Consider the following 19,982-nt stretch of genomic DNA (forward strand, 5'->3'; position numbering starts at 1 on the left):
GAGCAAACGCACCCTCCACATGAGGTTGTTCCCCCAGTACAGTGCACTCATATGGACGCCACCGCCCGAGCCGACGCGATCGTCGCCGAACGCCTGCGGGCCGCCGCGGCACGCGAACCGCTCCCCGGACCGGCCGAAGGCCGAGACGCGACCGAGCTGGCCGCCTCCCTCGCCGCCGGTTCGGCGCACGCCGAGCGCTTCACCGCCGAGATCGCCGCCGCCGTCCGCGGCACCGCCCTCGCCCTCGAAGCCGCCCGGCCCCACCCGGCCGACCTGTGGACCACCGCCGCGGCCGCCCACGCCGACCCCTCGGTCTGGTTCGAGCAGGCCGTCCTCCTCGGACACCCCACCCACCCCCTCGCCCGGTCGCGCGGGACGCTCACCGACGCTCAGATCCGCGCCTGGGCCCCCGAACACCGGGCCCGACTCGACCTGGGCCGCTACCCGATGCCGCACCTGGACGCCACCGACTCCTGGACCGCCCTCGCGGCCGGCGACCTCCCGGTGCACCCGTGGCAGGCCGCCCGCCACGGCCTGACCGAACCGTCCGCGACCTGGACCGGCGTCGCCCCCCTGATGAGCCTGCGGACCCTCTCGACCGGCGACCTCCACGTCAAGACCGCCGTAGACCTCCAACTGACCTCCGCGGTCCGCCACGTCTCCCCCGCGGCGGTCCACAACGGACCCTCGATCGCCCGGCGGCTGAAAACTCCTGCGGCGGCGGCCGGGATCACCGTGCTTGCCGAACACGCCGCCATCAGCCGCACCGACTCGGGCGAGCCCCGGCCGCACCTGGCCGCGATCCTCCGCCCCGCCCCGCACACCGCCGGCCACCCCCGCGCCGTCCCGCTCGCGGCCCTGGCCGAACCCTGCCCGGCCACCGGACGGCCCATCGCCGCCGCCCTCGCCGGGTCCGACCTCGACTCCTGGTGGGCCGCCTTCGCACCGGTGGCGCTGGCGCCTTTGCGCCTGTTCGCCGCCACCGGGGTCGCCCTCGAAGCGCACGGGCAGAACACCCTCGCCTCCTTCACCGGCGAGGTGCCCACGAGCCTGGTCTACCGGGACTTCGGCGGCGTCCGCGTCCCGCCCCGAGAATGGCCCGGCCTCATCGGCGACCTGCCCGAACCCGACCCCGAGGCCCGCTTGCGCAAACTCCTCGCCGCCCTGTTCCCCACCACGCTCACCGCGCTCGTCGAAGCGCTCGCGACCTGGACCGGCACCGACCCCGGCGCATGGTGGCGCACCCTCGCCGACGCCGTGCGCGACCTCGACCTCGAACCGCGGGTCCGCCGCGCGGTCCTGCGCGAGCCGTGGCCGGTCAAGGCCACCACCGCGATGCGCCTGGCCGACAACCCCACCGACGACCTCTGGGCCCGCCTCGACAACCCCTTGGCGGGCGCGTGAGCGTCTCGGCGCACGTCACCGCCGCCGCCTGGCGCGAGAACCTCGCCGACCGCCGCGACCGGCCCGCACCCGAAGACGCCCGCGAAGGCGCCTTCAACCAACTCGACCTCACCGGCACCGACCAGACCGCCGACGACCCCGTCGGCACCCTCGAAGCGATCCTCGGCGAGCCCGCCCCCGCCCACCTCGCCGCCGAACTCGACTCCGCCCGCACCGGACTCGCCCTCGCCACCGACCGCGCCGCCGCCCGCGCCCGCCACCTCGCCGGCCTCGCCCACCGATCCGGCGACGCGAGCCTCGCCCGCCTCATCGCCCGCTGCACCCGCGACCCCGACACCACCGCCCGCCGCCTCGAAACCCTCGCCACCGAAGGCCACCAACTCCACCCGTGCGCACGCACCCGCCTCGGCTGGACCCGCACCGACCTCGAACGCTACGACCTCGAAACCCCCCGGCCCGTCCGCGTCCGCCTCATCGCCGACCCCGGAGGCGTCCTCGCCCGCTCCGGCACCGACCTGCGCGACCACCCCATGCTCGTCGGACTCGACCTGCCCCACCCGGTCCTGCCGGCCCACCCCTGGCAGCTCGAGCACCGCATCCTCCCCGCCTACGGCGACCTCTTCGCGACCGGCCGCCTGCGCCTGCTCGAGGCCACCGTCCCCGCCTGGCCCACCGCCGCCATCCGCACCCTCGCCGGACACACCGCCCCCGGCTTCCTCAAACTCGCCCTCGGCATCCAGATCACCTCCACCCGCCGCGACATCTCCCCCGCCACCGCCGCCCTCGGCCCCTACCTCTCGGCCGCGCTCCGCGCCGCCGGCGACGACTCCGGCCACCGCATCGTCGCCGACATCGCCGGCGCCTGGCTCCCCGGCTCGCGCGAACTGACCGCCCTCGCCCGCGAACCACTCGCCGCCCACACCCCCAGCGGCGCCGTCTGCGTTCCCGCCACCGCCCTGGCCGCCACCTCACCGGTCACCGGCGTGAGCCTCGCGGCCGAATACGCCGACTGGCACGGCGACGCGGCCGCATGGCTGCGCGCCTACGCGATCGCGTTCACCGGCCCGGTCCTGGCCAAGGCCCGCGACGGCATCGGCCTCGAAGCGCACCTCCAGAACAGCCTGGTCGCCATGCGCGGCACCGAACCGGTCGCCCCGGTCACCCGCGACCTCGGCGGCGCCCGCATCCACGTCCCCAGCGTGCCCTTCGCGCTCGACCTGCCGCCCGACAGCCCCGTCAACGCCGCCGGCCTCGACCAGGTCCGCTCCAAAGTGGCCTACACGCTGTTCCAGAACCATTTCGCGGCCCTCGCGGCCGTCCTCGAACGCGACCTCGGCCTCGACACCGCCGCGTTCTGGGCCGACCTCGCCGACCACATCGCCGGCCTCGACCTGCCCGCGGCCGACGTCGACGCCTACCTCGCCCCCCGCCAGCCCACCAAGGCGCTGCTGACGATGCGCCTGCACCCCGGCAAGGAGATCGAGACGCTCGTGGACAACCCGCTCGCCCGAGGCCGCCGATGAGCGCCCTGGAGGCCGCCGTCCGCGCCCTGCCCTCGCCGTCCAGCGCCTGGATCTACGACCCCGCCGCCTTCGCCGCCCGCATGGCGCGCCTGCGCCAGGCTCTGCCCGGCCACACGATCCTGTACGCCATGAAGGCCTGCGCGAACCCCGCGATCCTCGACGCCGCCGTCCGCCTGGCCGACGGCGTCGAATGCGCCTCCGGCGGCGAACTCGCCGACGCCGCCGCCGCGGGCGCGGCCCGCCTGGCCTTCTCCGGACCCGCCAAGACCCCCGCCGACCTCGCCGCCGCCGCGGCCTGCGACCGGCCCCTGACCGTCCACGCCGAAAGCCCCCGCGAACTCGACGGCCTCGCCGAGGCCGGCCACCGCGGCCCGGTCGCCCTGCGGGTCAACCGCGGCCCGGCCCTGCCCGGCACCCACCGCATGACCGGCGAGGCCACCCCCTTCGGCATCGACGAGCACGAGGTCGACGCCGCGATCGACCGCGCCCTGGACCTCGGCCTCGACCTGGCCGGATTCCACCTCCACGCCGTCTCCAACTGCCTCGACGCCGCCGCCTACGCCCACCACGTCGAAACCGCCCTCGACTGGGCCCGCCGCGCCGCCCGCCGCTTCGAACTGCGCTCGGTCAACGTCGGCGGCGGCCTCGGCGCCGACCCCCGCGGCCCGGCCATCGACCTCGACGCCCTCGCCGCCGCGCTCGAAGCGACCGACGCCGCCGGCGTCGAACTCGTCTTCGAACCCGGCCGCTACCTCGCCGCCCCCGCCGGCTGGTACGTCGCCGAAGTCCTCGACCTCAAGACCGTCCGCGGCCGGGCCTTCGCGATCGTGCGCGGCGGCACCCACCACTTCCGCCTGCCCGCGGCCTGGGGATACTCCCACCCCTTCACCGTCGTGCCCGGCCCGCGGGAGGGCACAGTATGGTCCGACGTGGAAGTCCGCGTCTGCGGTGAACTGTGCACGCCCAGGGACGTGCTCCACGCCGGCCGGCAGGTCCGATCGATCGCGGTCGGCGACCGGCTCGTCTTCGCGAACGCCGGCGCCTACGGCTGGGAGATCTCACACGACCGCTTCCTCGGCCACCCCCGCCCCGAACAGGTCGTCATCGTCTGATCGGCGGATCCGCCGCCGCCCGCCCACCGTCTAGGATGAAGTGCCTGACGCAGGCACAGGCCCGTCCCGGCCCGTGCCTGACAGCCTCGATCCCCTCATTGAGGAGTCCGTATGCCCAACCGGCGTCACGCCCGGCGGACCCACCGCGACGCTCAGAAACTGGCCGCCGCGGGCAACCATCGCGGCGCCCTCGCCGTCTACGCCAGCGCCGCGGCCGAATACCGCGGCTGCCTGGCCGTCAGCCCCGACGACAGGGCCACCAGGATCGACTTCGCCGACCTCCTCGCCGACCGCGCCGCCGCCCACACCGCCGTCGGGGAGATCATCGAAGCGTATGTGGCCCAACGTGAACGCCTCGAACTCACCACCGGTCTCGACATCGCCCGGACCGACCGGGCCGCCGCCCGGATCGACCTGGCCGAAGCCGCCGCCAGGTCCGGGCGCCTGCTGACGGCCGCCTCCGAGGCCGACGCAGGCCTGAGCCTGCTGGAGGACACCGACCCGACCGACCCCGCGGGCCCGGGCTTCGCCGGCCTCGCCGCCGCTCTGGCGCGCGCCGCCCGCGTCTACTACCGCGCGGCCGACCCGGACCTGGCCGTCGGCGCGGCCGACCAGGCCGCCCGGATGCTCATCGCCGCCGGCACCGACACCGACCTGCTGCGCGACTGCCTGCGCCTGGCCGCGGCCCTGCACACCGCCGCGGGCCGGCCCGGCCACGCCCGCGGCGCCGCCTCTTTGCTGGCCGCGCGCTTCCCCGAGGCCGAACCGCTCGCGCCGCCGACCACGCTGACCCTCCGCGCCGCTTTGGAGGCGGCCGCGGGCATGGGCGCGTTCCTCGACCGGGGCCTCATCGCCCGGCTGTGCCCCGACCCGGCTGGGCGGCGCGCGCCGGTCACGATCTCGGCGCGCTGCGACCCGGCGTTCGCCGCCGTGGCCCTGCACGCGGCCGAACCGGCCGTGGTCACCCTCGCCCGCGTCCACCCCAACCTCGCCTGGCGCATCGCCTCCGAAGTGCACTACCTGCTCATGGCCGCCGACCGCAGCACCGAACGGAACCTGCACCTGAACTTCCGCGACCACGGGCCGGCCTGGCTGGCGATGCTCATGGCGCTGACCGAGACCGGCAAGCAGGGCCCGATCATGACCGACCTGGCCACGGCCCTGGCCGACCTGTGCGAGCGCCTCCACACGCGCCACGCCGCGAGCGAGCACGAGCCGCTGGTGATCGCCGCGAACCGCTTCGTCGAAGCCAACCGCGACAAGCTCCGCCGCTGACGGCGGTCCGCTAGTAGGGCGGTTGCGCCGGGGCGGCGGGGCGGGCGAACCAGCGGCGTGCCGAGCCGGAGAGCAGGCAGAAGAACGCCACCACCGGAAAGGCGAGGACGAACGCGGTCGCGATGAGCAGTCCGAACGCGGCCATGGGCTCCTGCTGCGCCGTCACCAGCGCCGCGAAGAAGGCCAGGGCGGTCAAGGCGAATATCGGTGTGAAGACCAACGTCGCAGTCCGGGCCCAGCGGCGGCCGCCGCCGAGCTTCGGGCCGAGGACGCCGAACACGGCGGCGGTGACGAGGAACAGCCCGAGCGCGGGGACCGCGGCGAGCATGATCTGGGCCCCGACCGGTTCGCCGGAACTCGCCGCGTCGGTCACCAGATCCGCGATGTCGTTGGGAAACACCGCGAGCGCGGCGCAGGAGACGACCAGAGCCGCCACCGACGTGCCGAACTGGAACCAGACCATCGTCTGCGCGGCGACGACGGTCCCCGGCTTGGGGACTGCGGGACCGGGGGGTGCGTCCATGGCGGACTCCTAGCGTTCGCGAAGTGGGGCACGGCACAGCCTAGCGGGCATCCGCCACAGCGGACCGTCGCGAAGTGCTTGGGGCACTAGAGGTTCAAGGCTGCGGCTTCCCGCACGGGCCACTTTCGGCGGCCTGGCCACTCCCGTCCCGCCGGTATCGGTATCCTCCCGGGATGTCCGCGTCACGAGTGATAGCCACCGACCTCGACGGCACCCTCCTCGCCCCCGGCGGCCGGTTCACCGAACGGGCCCAGTCCGCGCTCGCCGCGGCCCGCGAGCAGGGCATCGCCGTGGTCGCCGTGACGGCCCGGCCGCCGCGGGTCTTCGACGAATGGACCCCGCTCGCCGCCTCCCTGGACGCCGCGATCTGCGCCAACGGCGCGATCGTCTACGCCCCCGCCGAACGGGAGGTGCTCGCCACGACGACCCTCCACGCCGAGACCGCCGCCCTGGCGGCGAAGACGCTGCGCGCGGCGATGCCCGAAGTCCGCTTCGCCGTCGAGACCGGCTTCGAGGTCGTCGCCGAGGCCGGCTACAGCCGCGTCGACTCCGTTGGCGACCGCCGGGCCTTCCGCGGCACCCTCGCCGCGGTCTTCGCGAGCGCGGCCGCGATCGTGAAGCTGCTGGCGCAGGTGCCGAACGAGCGGACCGACACCGCACTCCGCGCCGCCAGGGCGCTCGAACTGCCCGGAGTCGCGGTCGCGCACTCGGGCGGGCTGGGGCTGCTGGAGATCGGGCCGGCCGGGGTCAGCAAGGCCACCGCGCTGGCGCGGTGGTGCGAGGCCCGCGGCATCGGCCCCGAAGCGGTGGCGGCGTTCGGGGACGCGCCGAACGACGTGCCGATGCTGGCGTGGGCGGGCCGGTCGTTCGCGGTGGCGAACGCGCATCCCGAAGCGGCCGAGGCGGCTTCGGACCGGTGCGGGTCCAACCGCGAGGACGGCGTGGCCGAAGCGGTGGAGGCGCTGGTGCGCGAGTGCGCGTGAGCGCGGTTCAGGCGCGGCGGCGGGTGTAGTCCCGCAGGGCCCGAAGGAAGTCGATGTGGCGGAACCCTGGCCAGTAGACCTCGCAGAAGTGCAGTTCCGCGCCCGCCGACTGCCACAGCAGGAAGCTCGACAGGCGCCGCTCGCCGCTGGTGCGGATGATGAGGTCGGCCGCGGGCAGGTCGGGGGTGTACCGGTGCCGGCCGATGTCGGCCGCGGTCAGGCGGGCGGCGAGCGAGGGGAGGTCGGCGCCTCGGGCCGCTTCGGTCTCCAGGAGCGAGCGGACCGCGTCGACGATCTCGGCCTGCCCGTCGTAGCCGATGGCGATGGTGAGGTGCCCGCCCGTGCGGTCGGCGGTGGCCTCGACGGCGGTCTTGAGCGCGCGGGCGGTGGTGTCGGGGAGGGCGTCGAGCCGCCCGGCGAGGTGCAGGCGCCAGGGGTTGCCCGGCCGCACGAGGCGTTCGGCGATGATCGCCTCGATCATGTCCATGAGGTGCGCGATCTCGCCGCCGTCGCGTTTGGTCAGGTTGTCGGTGGAGGCGACGTAGACGGTGACGTGGTCGATGCCGATCCCGGCGCACCAGTCCAGGAGGGTCTCCAGGTGCTCGGCGCCGTAGCGGTGCCCGATCCCGGCGTCGTCGAAGCCCTGCCGGCGGGCCCAGCGCCGGTTCCCGTCCATCGCCACGGCCACGTGGCGCGGCAGCCGCGAGCGGTCGAGCCCGCGCCGCAGGCGGTTCGCGTACAGCCGGTAGAGCCATCGGGGTGCGCGCATGGCGCGATCCTATCGAGCCCGGCCCGGCACGGATCCGCAGGAGAGACGCGGGTCACCGCGACCAAGCGCGGCGCGGGTCGTTGTTCACATAGGGCGGCCTCGCCCATCCAGGTGGGCCCGGATCCGCCCATGGGGTCTCCCCGCTCACGCGGGGCAGGAGAAACGAGGGGCCTCCGGCATCGGCCGGAGGCCCCTTCTCGCTATCCCCACGGGACCGAGCCGCACGGCGGCTTCGCGACATATGAGCCCCGCTGACGCGTGGAATGTGAAGAGCGGTGGGCTCTTCGCCAGAGCCCACCGCTCGCAGTCGTTCCTCAGGCGGCGCGGATGGCGGCCTTGCGGAAGTCCTTGTTCAGGCGCCCGATCACGTCGAGCCCGATCTCCTTGGGGCAGGCCGCACTGCACTCGCCGACGTTGGTGCACCCGCCGAAGCCGGCCTCGTCGTGGGCCGCGACCATGCCGAGCACGCGCGTCTGCCGCTCCGGCTGCCCCTGCGGGGTCAGACCGAGGTGGGCGACCTTGGCGGCCATGAACAGCATCCCCGACCCGTTCGGGCAGGCCGCCACGCACGCGCCGCAGCCGATGCACGCCGCCGCGTTGAACGCCGCATCGGCGTCCTGCTTCGGGATCGGCACCGCGTGCGCGTCCGGCGCGGTCCCGGTCGGCGCCGAGATGTACCCGCCGGCCTGGATGATCCGGTCGAACGCGCTCCGGTCGACCACGAGGTCCTTGATCACCGGGAACGCCCCGGCCCGCCACGGCTCGATGTCGATCGAGTCGCCGTCGGAGAACTTGCGCATGTGCAGTTGGCAGGTCGTCGTCGCCGCCTGCGGGCCGTGCGCCTGCCCGTCGATGACGAGCGAGCACGCCCCGCAGATGCCCTCGCGGCAGTCGTGGTCGAACGCGACCGGGTCCTTGCCCTCGGAGATGAGGTGCTCGTTGAGCACGTCGAGCATCTCCAGGAACGACGCGTCCTCGGAGACCCCGTCGATCTCGTAGGGCACCATCTCGCCCTTGGTGTCGGCGTCGGGCTGGCGCCAGATTCGCAGAGACAGCTTCACTTGTAGCTCCGTTGGGTGGGCTTGACGTATTCGAACTCGAGCGCTTCCTTGTGGAGGACCGGCTCGTCCTCCCCGAACTCCCAGGCCGCGACGTAGGAGAAGTGCTCGTCGTCGCGCTTGGCCTCGCCCTCCTCGGTCTGGGACTCGGCCCGGAAGTGCCCGCCGCACGACTCGGTGCGGTGCAGGGCGTCGATGCACATCAGCTCGCCCAGCTCGAAGAAGTCGGCCACCCGGCCGGCCTTCTCCAGCTCCTGGTTGAGCTGCTCGGCCTTCCCGGTGACCTTGACGCGCTTGTAGAACTCGGCCTTGAGGTCGCGGATGAGCCCGATGGCCTTGCGCAGGCCCTCGTCGCTGCGCTCCATCCCGCAGTATTCCCACATGATCTTGCCCAGCTCGCGGTGGAAGGAGTCCACCGTGCGGTCGCCGTCGTTGTGGAGGAAGAACTCGATCCGGTCGTCGACCTCCTTGCGGGCGGCCACCACCGCCTCGTGGTCCTCGCCGAGCGCCTCGAACGGCCCGTCGGCGAGGTAGTCCGAGATCGTGTTCGGCAGCACGAAGTACCCGTCGGACAATCCCTGCATGAGCGCCGAGGCGCCCAGGCGGTTCGCGCCGTGGTCGGAGAAGTTCGCCTCGCCGGTCACGAACAGGCCCGGGATGTTCGACGACAGGTCGTAGTCGACCCACAGGCCGCCCATCGTGTAGTGCACGGCCGGGTAGATCCGCATCGGCCGCTCGTACGGGTTCTCCCCGGTGATCCGCTCGTACATGTCGAACAGGTTGCCGTAGCGGGCCTCGACGGCCTTCTGCCCGAGGCGGTCGATGGCGTCGGCGAAGTCGAGGTACACCCCGAGTCCGCCGGGGCCGACCCCGTGCCCCTCGTCGCACACGATCTTCGCGGCGCGCGAGGCGATGTCGCGCGGCACCAGGTTCCCGAACGCCGGGTAGCGCCGCTCCAGGTAGTAGTCCCGCTCGTCCTCGGGGATCTCCGCCGGGTGGCGGTGGTCCCCGCGCTTCTTAGGCACCCACACCCGCCCGTCGTTGCGCAGCGACTCGGACATGAGCGTCAGCTTCGACTGGTGGTCCCCCGACTGCGGAATGCACGTCGGGTGGATCTGCGTGTAGCACGGGTTCGCGAAGTACGCGCCCTTGCGGTGCGCCCGCCACGAGGCGGTCACGTTGCAGCCCTTGGCGTTCGTCGACAGGAAGAACACGTTCCCGTACCCGCCGGTGGCGAGCACGACCGCGTCGGCCAGCTCCGTGGAGATCTCCCCGGTCACCAGGTCGCGCACGATGATCCCGCGGGCCTTGCCCTCGACGATCACCAGCTCCAGCATCTCGTGGCGGGTGTGCAGGTCCACCGTCCCGGCCGCGACCTGCCGCTGGAGCGCCTGGTAGGCGCCTAGGAGCAGTTGCTGACCGGTCTGGCCCCGCGCGTAGAACGTCCGCGACACCTGAGCGCCGCCGAACGAGCGGTTGTCGAGCAGGCCCCCGTACTCGCGGGCGAACGGCACGCCCTGGGCCACGCACTGGTCGATGATCTCGGTCGAGACCTCCGCCAGGCGGTGCACGTTCGACTCCCGGGAGCGGAAGTCCCCGCCCTTGACGGTGTCGTAGAACAGCCGGTGCACCGAGTCGCCGTCGTTGCGGTAGTTCTTCGCCGCGTTGATCCCGCCCTGCGCGGCGATCGAGTGCGCCCGCCGCGCCGAGTCCTGGAAGCAGTAGTTCGCCACCCGGTAGCCCAGCTCGCCGAGCGTGGCCGCCGCGCTGGCGCCGGCCAGGCCGGTGCCGACGACGATGACGCGGAGCTTGCGACGGTTGGCGGGGTTGACCAGCCGCCCGGAGAAGCGCCGGCGCTCCCAGCGCTCGGCGATGGGCCCCGTGGGGGCCTTGGCGTCGGCGACGGGTTCGCCGTCGCGGTAGAAGTCAGTGCTCATATCAGCTCACCAGTCCGAAAGTGACGGCCAAGGGCACGATCGCGAAACCCGCGACGAGGAGGACGGCCACGGCCAGGCTGACCGCCTGGGTCCGCTTGCGCCACCTGGTGTTCGGCCCGGCGATGGTCTGCACGGCCGACCAGATCCCGTGGCGCAGGTGGAACCCGAGGGCGACCAGTGCCAGGAGGTAGAAGACCGTCACGGGCCAGCGCTCGGGGTCGAAGGTGGCGACCACGGCGCCGTAGGCGTCGTGGAGGTCCTTGACGGGGTTGACCGTCCGCCAGGTCAGGTCCATCAGGTGCCAGGCGACGAACAGGACGATGACGATCGCGCCCCATCGCATCGTGGCGACCGCGTGGCGCGACTCGCCCTTGGCGGGCTTCTTCGAGGCGTAGCGGACCGGGCGGGCCTGCATGGCGCGGCGGGTGAGCACGACCGCCGAGACGATGTGGACGGCGACGGCGGCGATGAGGCCCAGTCGCATCACCCACAGCAGGCTCTCGTGGGGCAGCAGGGGCTCGCCGAACGAGCGCAGCCCCGCCGCGTAGTCGTTCATGGACTCGCGGCCTTCGAAGACGTGGAGGTTCCCGGCCATGTGGGCGACGAGGAACAGCACCAGCAGGATGCCGGAGACGCCCATGGCGACCTTCAGCCCGATGGTGGAACGCCACGGCTTCCAGGGCGCGCGGGCCCGTTTCACCGGGTGCGCCGCAGTGCGCGATTGCAATTCCGTAGACACGGCCACACGGTAGACGCGATACGCCTCACGGGTCCAATTCATGGCCGGGGCGTGTTCGATGCCGATAGGTTATGAAGATGCGTCCGCAGCAACTCCAGGCCTTCCTCGCTGTCGCACAAACCCGGCATTTCACCCAGGCGGCCGATCAACTCGGTGTGACACAACCGTCATTGAGCAAGCAGATCCAGGCGCTCGAGGCCGAGTTGGGCGCGCCGCTGCTCACGCGCTCGCGCGGGCGGATCGAGCTGACCGACGCCGGGCAGACCCTGCTGCCGCACGCGCGGCGCATCACCGCCGCGATCGGCGCGGCCCGCACCGACATCGACGACGTGCTGGCCGTGCGCGCCGGGCACCTGCGGCTGGGGGCGACCCCGAGCCTGTGCTCGTGGCTCATCGCCCCGCTGCTGACCCGCTATCTCGAGGCGCACCCGGGGGTGACGGTGACGCTCACCGAGGACGGGTCGGGGCCGCTCTCGGAGCGGCTCGCGGCCGGGGACCTCGACCTGGCGTTCACCATCGGCGACGCGGCCGGCGACGGCGGCTTGTCGGTGCGCCCGCTTTTGTCCGAGGCGCTCGTGGTCGCCTCGGCCGCGCACCTGCCGCCGTTGACGCGCCAGGCCTTCATCGGACTGCCGCAGCTGCGCGAGCAGGCGTTCGTGCTCCCCGCGCACGGCTACGACCTTCGGGATCTGACGATCACGACGTGCGAGCGGTCCGGTTTCACCCCGCGCACCGGCGTGGACGGGGGCGCGACCGACGCGGTCGCGAGCCTCGTGGAGGCCGGGCTGGGGATCGCGCTGCTGCCGGCGATGATCGCCGCGGGCCGCCCGGGGCTGCGGTCCACGCCGCTGGCGCCGCCGGGGGCCAGCCGCATCATCGCCCTGGCCTCGCGGCGGGAGGCGCCTTTGACGAAGGCCGCGGGGGCGTTCGCGTCCTGTTTGGAGGCCCATTTGACGGATCTGCACGCCTGGGGGCGCCTCCCGGAGGGAATGCGGTCGGTTTAGGAGTGTCGGATATTCAACTGAAGACGTTCCGGTCGAACATCGCGGCGATCTGCCTCGCCGAGGGCGTACCGGCGTCCGGGTCGGCTCCCGCCTCCAGCAGTGCGGTCACGACTTCGCCGTAGTCTTTGAAGACCGCGCCGGCCAGCGGCGACTGGTCGCGGTCGTTGCGCCGGTCGACCGCCGCACCCGCCTCGATCAGGGCCCGCACCGTGGCGGCGTGGCCGTGGTAGGCCGCGAGCATGAGCAGCGTGTCGCCCGATCCGTTGACCAGGTCGACCGGCAGCCCGGTCGCCACGAACCTGAGCAGGCGCTCGGTCTCGCCGGCCCGGGCCAGGTCGAACGCGGCCTCGGCAATACTGCGGAATTCCTCGTCATCGCTCACGCACACCAGCTTGACACACCCTTACGGGGCCCGCGCGGTCCTCCGCAATGGACCGGACCGATCGCGTTTCACCCGGCCAGGTGTCGGATCGGGTATTGACACGGCTGCATAAGGGTGGGAAAGATTGATGCGGGCCTGCGCGGCGGCGTCGCTGACACGAACCACCGCGGGCCTTTATCGGTGGGACAAGGACGGTGAGGACTCGATCATGGGCGAGCCGAAGATCCTGGGGCAGTTCCAATTGGAGCATCGCACCATTCAGGTCAGCGGGGACGACGGCAACGTCGGCACCGTCTGGCTCAGACGCGTCCATCCCGACCCGCCCATGGCGCTCGGGTGCGTGGTCGAGCTCGACTCCCCCACGCCGCGCCTGCGCCTCTACCGCGCCGAGTGGCCGGAGGAGCTCAGGGACCGCGCCAAGGAGCAGACGCTCGCGATCTGGAGGTCCGCCCGGGGCTGAGGGGGGTCTCGGTCATGCGCCGGCGGTGAGCGCGGCGGTCACGGCCGCGGCCTTCGCCTCGGCTTCGGCCACTTCGGCTTCGGGCGCCGATCGCCACGTGATGCCGCCGCCGGCCCACAGGTGGGCCCGGTCGGCGTCGAGGGCGACGGTGCGGATCGTGACGCCCAGGCGCACCGAGGTGCCGCAGACGTACCCGAACGCGCCCATCGCCGGGCCGCGCCCGACCGGTTCGAGGCCGCCGACGAGGTCGAGCACCGCCAGTTTCGGCGTGCCGGTCACCGACCCGGGCGGGCACATCGCCCGCAGCACCTCGGCCAGGTCCGCGCCCTCGGCGAGCTCGCACTCGACGGTGGACTCGGCCTGCCACAGGTCGGCCCACCGGTGCAGGCGCAGCAGCTCGGGCACGCGGACGCTGCCCGGCACGGCGACGCGGGCCAGGTCGTTGCGTTCGAGGTCGACGATCATGACGTGCTCGGCGCGTTCCTTGACCGAGCCGAGCAGCTCGGCCCGGCCCTCCTCGGTCGCCGGGGCCGTGCCCTTGACCGGGCGCGCCGCCGCGGTGCGGCCCTCGACGGTGAAGAAGCACTCGGGGGAGCCGGAGGCCACCAGCCAGTCGCGACCGGACAGGACCCCGCCCCAGGAGGCGCCGCCCACCCCCGCGACCGCCGCGGCGATCCCGGCCGGATCGCCCGACCACGGCGCGCTGCGGTGCCCCACGACGTTGGCGACGTACACCTGCCCGCGCCCGATCGCCTCCTGGACGGACACGACCGCCTTCGCGTGGTCGGCACCGGTCCACGACGGCGCCCACGGCCCCACCGCGAACGACCCCGAGGTTTCGCGGTCGCGGTGCGGGCCGTGCGCGAAGGCCACGAGCACGAGATCGGGAACCGCCGGGACCGGCGAGGGCGCACCGGTCGCGCCGCCGGCCATCACCGCCCCGGCCGCCGCAGAGACCAGGACCGCGACGCCGCAGACCGACCCCTCCGAGACCACATGATCGGCCGCGTACCGGGCGGTGAACGCGGCCGCTATCGCGGCCGGATCGCCGCCCTCGCCCAGACGCCACTCGCACCGGTCGACCTCGACGAGCCGCTCGCGGCACGCCGCAGGGACCCCCGGAGGGGCGGGCGGGACCGCAGCGAACACCGACACCGCTCAAGTGTCGCCCAGGGCGAGCCGGCGACTGAAGCGCGAGTGGCCCACCTCACCGGCGCCTCAGCCGCCGATGGACGCCAGCACCGAGGCCGCGTCCGGCGACTCCAGATACGAACCGCCGCCGGCCTCGGCCAGCACCCGCAGATTGTCCCCGTTCGCCGAACCGAACCCGATCGTGTAGACCGTCACCGACCCGTCCATGTCCGCGATCGCCTGCGCCGTCTGCTCCACCGTCGGCTGGCTCTCCACGTCCACGCCGACGTTCGTCAGCACCACCACCAGGTTCACCGCGTCGGCGACCGAATTGGCGCCCATGTGGCCGTACGCGGCCACCAGCGAGTCGTACAGGGGCGAACCGCCCTGATACGGCTCGTCCTCCCACACCCCGTACAGGTCGTCGACGAGGTTCGCCCGATTGTCGTCCGACAGCTCGGCCACATCGGTCACCGACCGCCAGTTCTGATCGCCCCCGGCCCCGACCCCGAACTCCCACAACCCGACCCGATAGGTCGACTCCATGTCCTCGACCATGCCGATCGCCAACCGGATCGCCGCCGTCGCCGCCGGCATCGACTCCCCGCCGTAGTCGACCGTCTCCTCCTCGGTCGCGATCGACCGGTCGACCAGGAACAGCACGTTCAAGTCCCGACTGCCCGACTGCCACGACCGCACCGCCAGGCCCACCGCCTCCGGTGTGGCCATCGCCAGCGCCGTCGCCGCGTCCTCGACCGGCGTCAGCTCAGGATCGGTGAAGTCCCCCGAGGCGACCGCCCCGGCCAGGAACTCCCCGAACCGCGCCGCGATGCCCGCGTCCGAATCCGAGACCCACCCGGCCCCGCCCAGCACCAGGTACGCCGCGACCGCGCCCAGCGAGGTGCCCGCCGGACTGACCGGCACCAGCGGGTCCTCGACGCCGCTGATCGCGTTGAAGTCCTCCACCTGGTAGCCCAGGGCCGTGAACACCTGCGTCGTGTCGCCGGTCTCGGCGTAGCCGGCGAACTGCTCGGGAGCGTGGTCGAGCACCGACCCCGACTCGATCGCGGCCGCATAGGCGGCCATCGCCTCCTCGGAGAACCCGCCCTCGCCGTCAGAGGACGCGTTGAGCATCGCCACCAGGCCCTCGGTCGAAGTCCGCGGGTTCGCCGCCGCCAACGTGACCTGGCCTTCCGAGGCCGCGTCGAGGATCTCCGGCCACGAGGGCGGCTGGCCCCCCAGCCAGCCCAGCTCCTCGGCCTTCGACTCCGCCAAGGCGATCACCGACGTGGCCTGGCCCAGCACCACCGGCTCCGAGGAGACGTACCCGGCCGTGGCCTCACTGGAGGTCACCCACGAGGCCCACGCCTGCGAGTCGGGCACCCACGCGATCGGCGGCGCGCCCAGCGACTTCTGGTCCCAGATCCCGGTGATCCCCCGCGAGGCCTCGGCCGCCGACACCTCGGTCACCGAGATGCCCACGCACTCGCCGTCGACCTCCGGCTGCGTCGCCTCCCAGTCCTGCGCGGCGTCCTCAACCGCCCCGGCGATGGTCGGCGCCGCCGCCACCGTCACCCGGAACACCGAACCCGAGCAGCCCGACCGCAGCAACGCCATGAAACCCCAGGTCAACCCGGAGGCGATCAGTACGCACACGAGCGTGATCACGATCCACGGCGCCACCGGCAGCCGCGAGCCGCCCTTCTTGCGCCGCCGCCCTGTCCGGTGCGACTTCACCGCACGCGCAGTACCGAAAACCATCAGCTTCACTCCTGGGGGGAACCGTCGGCAGCCAGTCTAGAGCCCACGGCACCGAGCGCCTTTACCGCTCGCACGCTTCACCGAGGCTGTTCATATTTACGGCTCGCAAGCGTCGCCGAGGCTCTACACAATTACGGCTCGCAAGCGTCGCCGAGGCTCTACACAATTACGGCTCGCAAGCGTCGCCGAGGAGGTGCATATTTACGGCCGGGGAGCGTCACCGAGGAGGTGCACAATCACGGCCCCGAAGCTTCGCCGGGATAGGCCCGCCCGCCGTGCGAGCGGGCCCGCTCCGCGAACCTCCGCCTATTCGCCGAACGCCTCGATCGGCGGGCAGGTGCACGCCAGGTTCCGGTCGCCCCACGCGTTGTCGATCCGCCCCACCGGCGGCCAGTACTTCGCCGTCGAATGCCCCGCCGGCCAGGCCGCCTCAGTGCGCGAGTACGCCCGGTCCCACACGTCGCCGGTCGCCGCCGCCGCGGTGTGCGGGGCCGCGCGCAGCGCCGAGTCCCCCACCGCCACCGCGCCTTCGGCGACCGCCTCGATCTCGGCCCGGATCGCGATCATCGCCTCGCAGAACCGGTCCAGCTCGGCCAGGTCCTCCGACTCGGTCGGCTCCACCATCAGCGTCCCCGCCACCGGGAACGACATCGTCGGCGCGTGGAACCCGTAGTCGATCAACCGCTTCGCCACGTCCTCCACCGTCACCCCCGACCGCTTCGTCAACTCCCGCAGATCCAGGATGCACTCGTGCGCCACCAGGCCCTGCTCCCCCGCGTACAGCACCGGGAAGTGCTCCCGAAGACGCGCGGCCACGTAGTTCGCCGCCAGCACCGCCGAAGCCGTCGCCGCCGTGACCCCCTCCGAGCCCATCATCCGCAGGTACATCCACGGGATCTGCAAGATCCCCGCCGAACCCCACCGCGCCTGCGACACCGGCCCCACCGGACCGGCCTCGCCCGACGGGTCCGAAGGCAGGAACGGCACCAGGTGCTCGGCCACCGCCACCGGCCCCACGCCCGGACCGCCCCCGCCGTGCGGGATGCAGAACGTCTTGTGCAGGTTCAGGTGCGACACGTCCGCGCCGAACCGGCCCGGCTTCGCCCACCCCAGCAGCGCGTTCAGGTTCGCCCCGTCCACGTACACCTGCCCGCCCGCGTCGTGGACCCGCGCGCACACCTCCACCACGGTCGCCTCGTACACCCCGTGCGTCGACGGATACGTGATCATCAGCGCCGCGAGCCGGTCGGCGTGGGCCGCGATCTTCGCGTCCAGGTCCTCCAGGTCGACGTTCCCGGCCTCGTCGCACGCGACCACGACCACCCGCATCCCGGCGAGCACCGCCGAGGCGGCGTTGGTGCCGTGGGCGCTGGCGGGGATGAGGCAGACGTCGCGCCCGGCCTGGCCGCGGTCGGCCTGCCAGGCGCGGATGGCCAGGAGTCCGGCGAGTTCGCCTTGGGAGCCGGCGTTGGGCTGGACGGAGACGGCGGCGTAGCCGCACACGTCGGCGAGCCAGCCTTCGAGCTGGTCGATGAGGTCCCGCCAGCCCTCGGTCTGGTCGGCGGGGGCGAGGGGGTGCACGTCGGCGAACGCGGGCCAGGAGATCGGTTCCATCTCGGCGGCGGCGTTGAGCTTCATGGTGCACGAGCCGAGCGGGATCATGCCGCGGTCGAGGCCGTAGTCCTGGTCGGCGAGGCGCTTGAGGTAGCGCATCATGGCCGTCTCGGAGTGGTGGGCGGTGAACACCGGGTGCGTCAGGTACGCCGAGGTGCGCCGCAGATCGGCGGGGATCGCGGCCGCGACCGGTTCGCGCAGGTCGACGCCGAACGCTTCGCAGACGGCGCGCAGGTCGGTCTCGGTGGTCGTCTCGTCGCAGGCGGCGGCGACGGTGTCGGGGTCGACCAGGCGCAGGTTCACGCCCGCTTCGGCCGCGCCGGCGACGACGGCTTCGGCACGGCCGGGCACGTGCGCGGTGACGGTGTCGAAGTACGCGGCTCCGGCGGTGGCGACGCCGCCGGCGGTCAGCGAGGCGGCCAGGCGCGCGGCGGCGCCCGCGGCGTGCTCGGCGATCGCCTTGAGGCCCGCGGGGCCGTGCCAGACGGCGAAGGAGGAGGCGATGACGGCCGGGAGCACCTGGGCGGTGCAGATGTTGCTGGTGGCCTTCTCGCGGCGGATGTGCTGCTCGCGGGCCTGGAGCGCCAGGCGCAGCGCGGGCCGGCCGGCGCCGTCGCGGGAGACGCCGACCAGCCGCCCGGGCAGTTGCCGCTGGAGCGATTCGCGCACGGCCATGTAGCCGGCGTGGGGGCCGCCGAAGCCCATGGGCATCCCGAAGCGCTGGGTGGAGCCGACGGCGATGTCGGCGCCGAACTCGCCGGGGGCGGTCAGGAGGGTGAGGGCGAGGAGGTCGGCGGCGACGGTGACGGTGGCGCCCGCGCGGTGCGCGGCCTCGGTCAGGTCGCTCCAGTCGCGGACGGCGCCGTCGGCGCCCGGGTACTGGACGAGGACGCCGAAGGCCCCCTCGGGGATCGCCGCGGGGTCGGTGAGGTCGGCGACGACGAGGTCGATGCCGACCGGTTCGGCCCGGGTCCGCAGGACCGCGAGGGTCTGGGGCAGCACCTGGCGGTCGACGGCGAAGACGTCCCCCGTGCCGGGCTGCGCTGATTGACGGCTCGCGAGCGTCGCCGAGGGTGCCGCGCGGCGGGCCAGGAGCATCGCCTCGGCCGCGGCGGTGGCCTCGTCGAGCAGGCTCGCCCCGGCCACGGGCAGGCCGGTGAGGTCGGCGCACATGGTCTGGAAGTTCAGGAGCGCTTCGAGGCGGCCTTGGGAGATCTCGGCCTGGTAAGGGGTGTACGCGGTGTACCAGGAGGGGTTCTCCAGGAGGTTGCGGCGCAGGACGGCGGGCGTGTGGGTGCCGTGGTAGCCCAGGCCGATCATGGAGCGCTTGGGCCGGTTGCGGTCGGCCAGGGCCCGCAGTTCGGCCTGGGCCTCGGTCTCGGAGACGGCCGGGGGCAGCCCGAGGCCGTCCGCGGAGCGGATGAGTTCGGGCATGGCGGCGTCCATGAGCGCCTCGATGCTCGAAAGGCCGACCGCTTTGAGCATGGCGTCCTGGTCGGCGGCGCTGGTGCCGATGTGGCGTTCGGGAAAAGACAACTCGGGTTTCCTCCGGTGACAGGCGGTGCGTGAACGCATCTCCCTCATCTGTCACCGGTGCCCGGCTCCAGAGCGGCCAATGACGGGCGGTCCTGTTACCTGAGAGGTTCGGAGGAAAACTTGCCCCTTCGGTGCCGCGCCGGGCCTCGGCTCGCTTCGCGAGGCCGCGCGGGCTCTCCCACCAGTCTTTCCGGCTCTGCGGCCATGGTAGGTCAGGAGGCGGTGCGTCGGCCACCGGGCACGGTGCCGGTGTGGCGGTCGGCCGACCGCCCGGGCGGGTGCAGCTGCGTGGGGGCCTTGACCGGGGCCTCGCCCGGGAGGGTCGACAGGCGGCCCATGACCTCGGTGACGGTGGTGCGCACGGCGATGCCGAAGACGCCCTGGCCGCCGCGCAGCAGGTCGATGACCTCGCCGGCCGAGCGGCACTCGTAGACGGTGGTGCCGTCGGACATGAGGGTGATCTCGGCGAGGTCCTTGACCCCGCGGCTGCGCAGGGCCTCGACGGCCTTGCGGATGTTCTGGAGCGAGACGCCGGCGTCCAGGAGCCGCTTGATGACCTTGAGGACGATGATGTCGCGGAAGGAGTAGAGGCGGTTGGAGCCCGAGCCGGTGGCGGGGCGGATGCTCGGCTCGACCAGGCCGGTGCGGGCCCAGTAGTCGAGCTGGCGGTAGGTGATGCCGACGACGCGGCACGCGGCGGCGCCTCTCCAGCCGCGGATCTGGCTGGGGTGGACGGCGGGCCGTCCGGTCGGTTCACTGTGGGCGTCCATC

17 protein-coding genes and 1 riboswitch are annotated in these 19,982 nt (G+C 73.2%); of the genes, 7 read left to right on the top strand and 10 right to left on the bottom strand.

From position 1 onward, the window contains the following. The first annotated feature begins 51 nt into the window (after positions 1 to 51). The 4 genes from IF12_RS0106875 (at position 52) to IF12_RS0106890 (ending at position 5,314) form a co-directional block, all read left to right on the top strand. Entirely contained in the window at positions 52 to 1,404 is a 1,353-nt protein-coding gene (locus IF12_RS0106875) for an IucA/IucC family protein (RefSeq protein WP_051704065.1), read from the top strand. Next, a complete protein-coding gene (locus IF12_RS0106880; RefSeq protein WP_030156113.1) occupies positions 1,401 to 2,927 on the top strand; it encodes an IucA/IucC family protein in 1,527 nt (508 codons plus the stop codon). Before IF12_RS0106875 ends, IF12_RS0106880 begins: the two co-directional genes overlap by 4 nt. Further along, a complete protein-coding gene (locus tag IF12_RS0106885; protein ID WP_030156115.1) occupies positions 2,924 to 4,039 on the top strand; it encodes a hypothetical protein in 1,116 nt (371 codons plus the stop codon). The genes IF12_RS0106880 and IF12_RS0106885 overlap by 4 nt, the downstream gene beginning before the upstream one ends. Positions 4,040 to 4,150: 111 nt before the next feature. Then, positions 4,151 to 5,314 carry a hypothetical protein gene (locus tag IF12_RS0106890; RefSeq protein WP_030156118.1) on the top strand — a complete coding sequence of 388 codons (1,164 nt, stop codon included), beginning with the start codon at positions 4,151 to 4,153 and terminating at the stop codon, positions 5,312 to 5,314. A gap of 10 nt (positions 5,315 to 5,324) precedes the next feature. Here IF12_RS0106890 and IF12_RS0106895 read toward each other — a convergent pair whose 3' ends face one another. Beyond that, positions 5,325 to 5,837, bottom strand: a complete 513-nt coding sequence (locus IF12_RS0106895; RefSeq protein WP_030156121.1) for a hypothetical protein — start codon at positions 5,835 to 5,837, stop codon at positions 5,325 to 5,327. A 173-nt stretch (positions 5,838 to 6,010) separates the two neighbouring features. Here IF12_RS0106895 and IF12_RS0106900 point away from each other — a divergent pair, with 173 nt between their 5' ends. After that, positions 6,011 to 6,820: an HAD family hydrolase gene (locus tag IF12_RS0106900; RefSeq protein ID WP_030156123.1), complete on the top strand. Its 810-nt coding sequence runs from the start codon at positions 6,011 to 6,013 to the stop codon at positions 6,818 to 6,820. Between the two features lie 7 nt (positions 6,821 to 6,827). Here IF12_RS0106900 and uppS read toward each other — a convergent pair whose 3' ends face one another. The 4 genes from uppS to IF12_RS0106920 form a co-directional block, all read right to left on the bottom strand. Then, positions 6,828 to 7,589 (bottom strand): polyprenyl diphosphate synthase, encoded by a 762-nt coding sequence (uppS, locus tag IF12_RS0106905; protein WP_030156126.1) that lies wholly within the window; start codon positions 7,587 to 7,589, stop codon positions 6,828 to 6,830. 314 nt (positions 7,590 to 7,903) lie between these two features. Further along, entirely contained in the window at positions 7,904 to 8,650 is a 747-nt protein-coding gene (locus IF12_RS0106910; RefSeq protein ID WP_030156128.1) for a succinate dehydrogenase/fumarate reductase iron-sulfur subunit, read from the bottom strand. Continuing rightward, positions 8,647 to 10,584, bottom strand: a complete 1,938-nt coding sequence (locus IF12_RS0106915) for a fumarate reductase/succinate dehydrogenase flavoprotein subunit (RefSeq protein ID WP_030156129.1) — start codon at positions 10,582 to 10,584, stop codon at positions 8,647 to 8,649. The genes IF12_RS0106910 and IF12_RS0106915 overlap by 4 nt, the downstream gene beginning before the upstream one ends. Position 10,585: 1 nt before the next feature. Continuing rightward, complete coding sequence (locus IF12_RS0106920) at positions 10,586 to 11,284, bottom strand: hypothetical protein (RefSeq protein WP_030156131.1); 699 nt, start codon at positions 11,282 to 11,284, stop codon at positions 10,586 to 10,588. 116 nt (positions 11,285 to 11,400) lie between these two features. On the opposite strand from IF12_RS0106920, the gene IF12_RS0106925 reads away from it, so the two are divergent. Then, complete coding sequence (locus IF12_RS0106925) at positions 11,401 to 12,327, top strand: LysR family transcriptional regulator (RefSeq protein ID WP_035748635.1); 927 nt, start codon at positions 11,401 to 11,403, stop codon at positions 12,325 to 12,327. Positions 12,328 to 12,340: 13 nt separating this feature from the next. On the opposite strand, the gene IF12_RS0106930 is transcribed toward IF12_RS0106925, so the two are convergent. After that, a complete protein-coding gene (locus tag IF12_RS0106930; RefSeq protein WP_030156135.1) occupies positions 12,341 to 12,715 on the bottom strand; it encodes an ankyrin repeat domain-containing protein in 375 nt (124 codons plus the stop codon). Positions 12,716 to 12,917: 202 nt separating this feature from the next. Here IF12_RS0106930 and IF12_RS0106935 point away from each other — a divergent pair, with 202 nt between their 5' ends. Continuing rightward, positions 12,918 to 13,169: a hypothetical protein gene (locus tag IF12_RS0106935; protein ID WP_133884292.1), complete on the top strand. Its 252-nt coding sequence runs from the start codon at positions 12,918 to 12,920 to the stop codon at positions 13,167 to 13,169. A gap of 12 nt (positions 13,170 to 13,181) precedes the next feature. Here the strand turns inward: IF12_RS0106935 and IF12_RS0106940 are convergent, their stop codons facing one another. The 4 genes from IF12_RS0106940 to IF12_RS0106955 all read right to left on the bottom strand — a co-directional run bounded on the left by IF12_RS0106940 (position 13,182) and on the right by IF12_RS0106955 (position 19,981). Further along, positions 13,182 to 14,324 (bottom strand): chorismate-binding protein, encoded by a 1,143-nt coding sequence (locus IF12_RS0106940; protein ID WP_035748586.1) that lies wholly within the window; start codon positions 14,322 to 14,324, stop codon positions 13,182 to 13,184. Between the two features lie 63 nt (positions 14,325 to 14,387). Then, positions 14,388 to 16,037: a substrate-binding domain-containing protein gene (locus IF12_RS0106945; RefSeq protein ID WP_030156143.1), complete on the bottom strand. Its 1,650-nt coding sequence runs from the start codon at positions 16,035 to 16,037 to the stop codon at positions 14,388 to 14,390. A 330-nt stretch (positions 16,038 to 16,367) separates the two neighbouring features. After that, positions 16,368 to 19,211, bottom strand: a complete 2,844-nt coding sequence (gcvP, locus tag IF12_RS0106950; protein WP_030156146.1) for an aminomethyl-transferring glycine dehydrogenase — start codon at positions 19,209 to 19,211, stop codon at positions 16,368 to 16,370. A gap of 77 nt (positions 19,212 to 19,288) precedes the next feature. Further along, a riboswitch (glycine riboswitch) is annotated at positions 19,289 to 19,402 on the bottom strand. A 21-nt stretch (positions 19,403 to 19,423) separates the two neighbouring features. Then, positions 19,424 to 19,981 carry a MerR family transcriptional regulator gene (locus IF12_RS0106955; RefSeq protein WP_081913327.1) on the bottom strand — a complete coding sequence of 186 codons (558 nt, stop codon included), beginning with the start codon at positions 19,979 to 19,981 and terminating at the stop codon, positions 19,424 to 19,426. Position 19,982 lies beyond the last annotated feature (1 nt).

The organism is Glycomyces sp. NRRL B-16210, assembly GCF_000719515.1.
GTDB lineage: Bacteria > Actinomycetota > Actinomycetes > Mycobacteriales > Micromonosporaceae > Glycomyces.

Coding starts and splice junctions, on each gene's coding strand:
- IF12_RS0106875 (WP_051704065.1), top strand. CDS start 52: ATGGACGCCACCGCCCGAGCCGACGCGATCGTCGCCGAACGCCTGCGG.
- IF12_RS0106885 (WP_030156115.1), top strand. CDS start 2,924: ATGAGCGCCCTGGAGGCCGCCGTCCGCGCCCTGCCCTCGCCGTCCAGC.
- IF12_RS0106890 (WP_030156118.1), top strand. CDS start 4,151: ATGCCCAACCGGCGTCACGCCCGGCGGACCCACCGCGACGCTCAGAAA.
- IF12_RS0106895 (WP_030156121.1), bottom strand. CDS start 5,837: ATGGACGCACCCCCCGGTCCCGCAGTCCCCAAGCCGGGGACCGTCGTC.
- IF12_RS0106900 (WP_030156123.1), top strand. CDS start 6,011: ATGTCCGCGTCACGAGTGATAGCCACCGACCTCGACGGCACCCTCCTC.
- uppS (WP_030156126.1), bottom strand. CDS start 7,589: ATGCGCGCACCCCGATGGCTCTACCGGCTGTACGCGAACCGCCTGCGG.
- IF12_RS0106915 (WP_030156129.1), bottom strand. CDS start 10,584: ATGAGCACTGACTTCTACCGCGACGGCGAACCCGTCGCCGACGCCAAG.
- IF12_RS0106925 (WP_035748635.1), top strand. CDS start 11,401: ATGCGTCCGCAGCAACTCCAGGCCTTCCTCGCTGTCGCACAAACCCGG.
- IF12_RS0106935 (WP_133884292.1), top strand. CDS start 12,918: ATGGGCGAGCCGAAGATCCTGGGGCAGTTCCAATTGGAGCATCGCACC.
- IF12_RS0106955 (WP_081913327.1), bottom strand. CDS start 19,981: ATGGACGCCCACAGTGAACCGACCGGACGGCCCGCCGTCCACCCCAGC.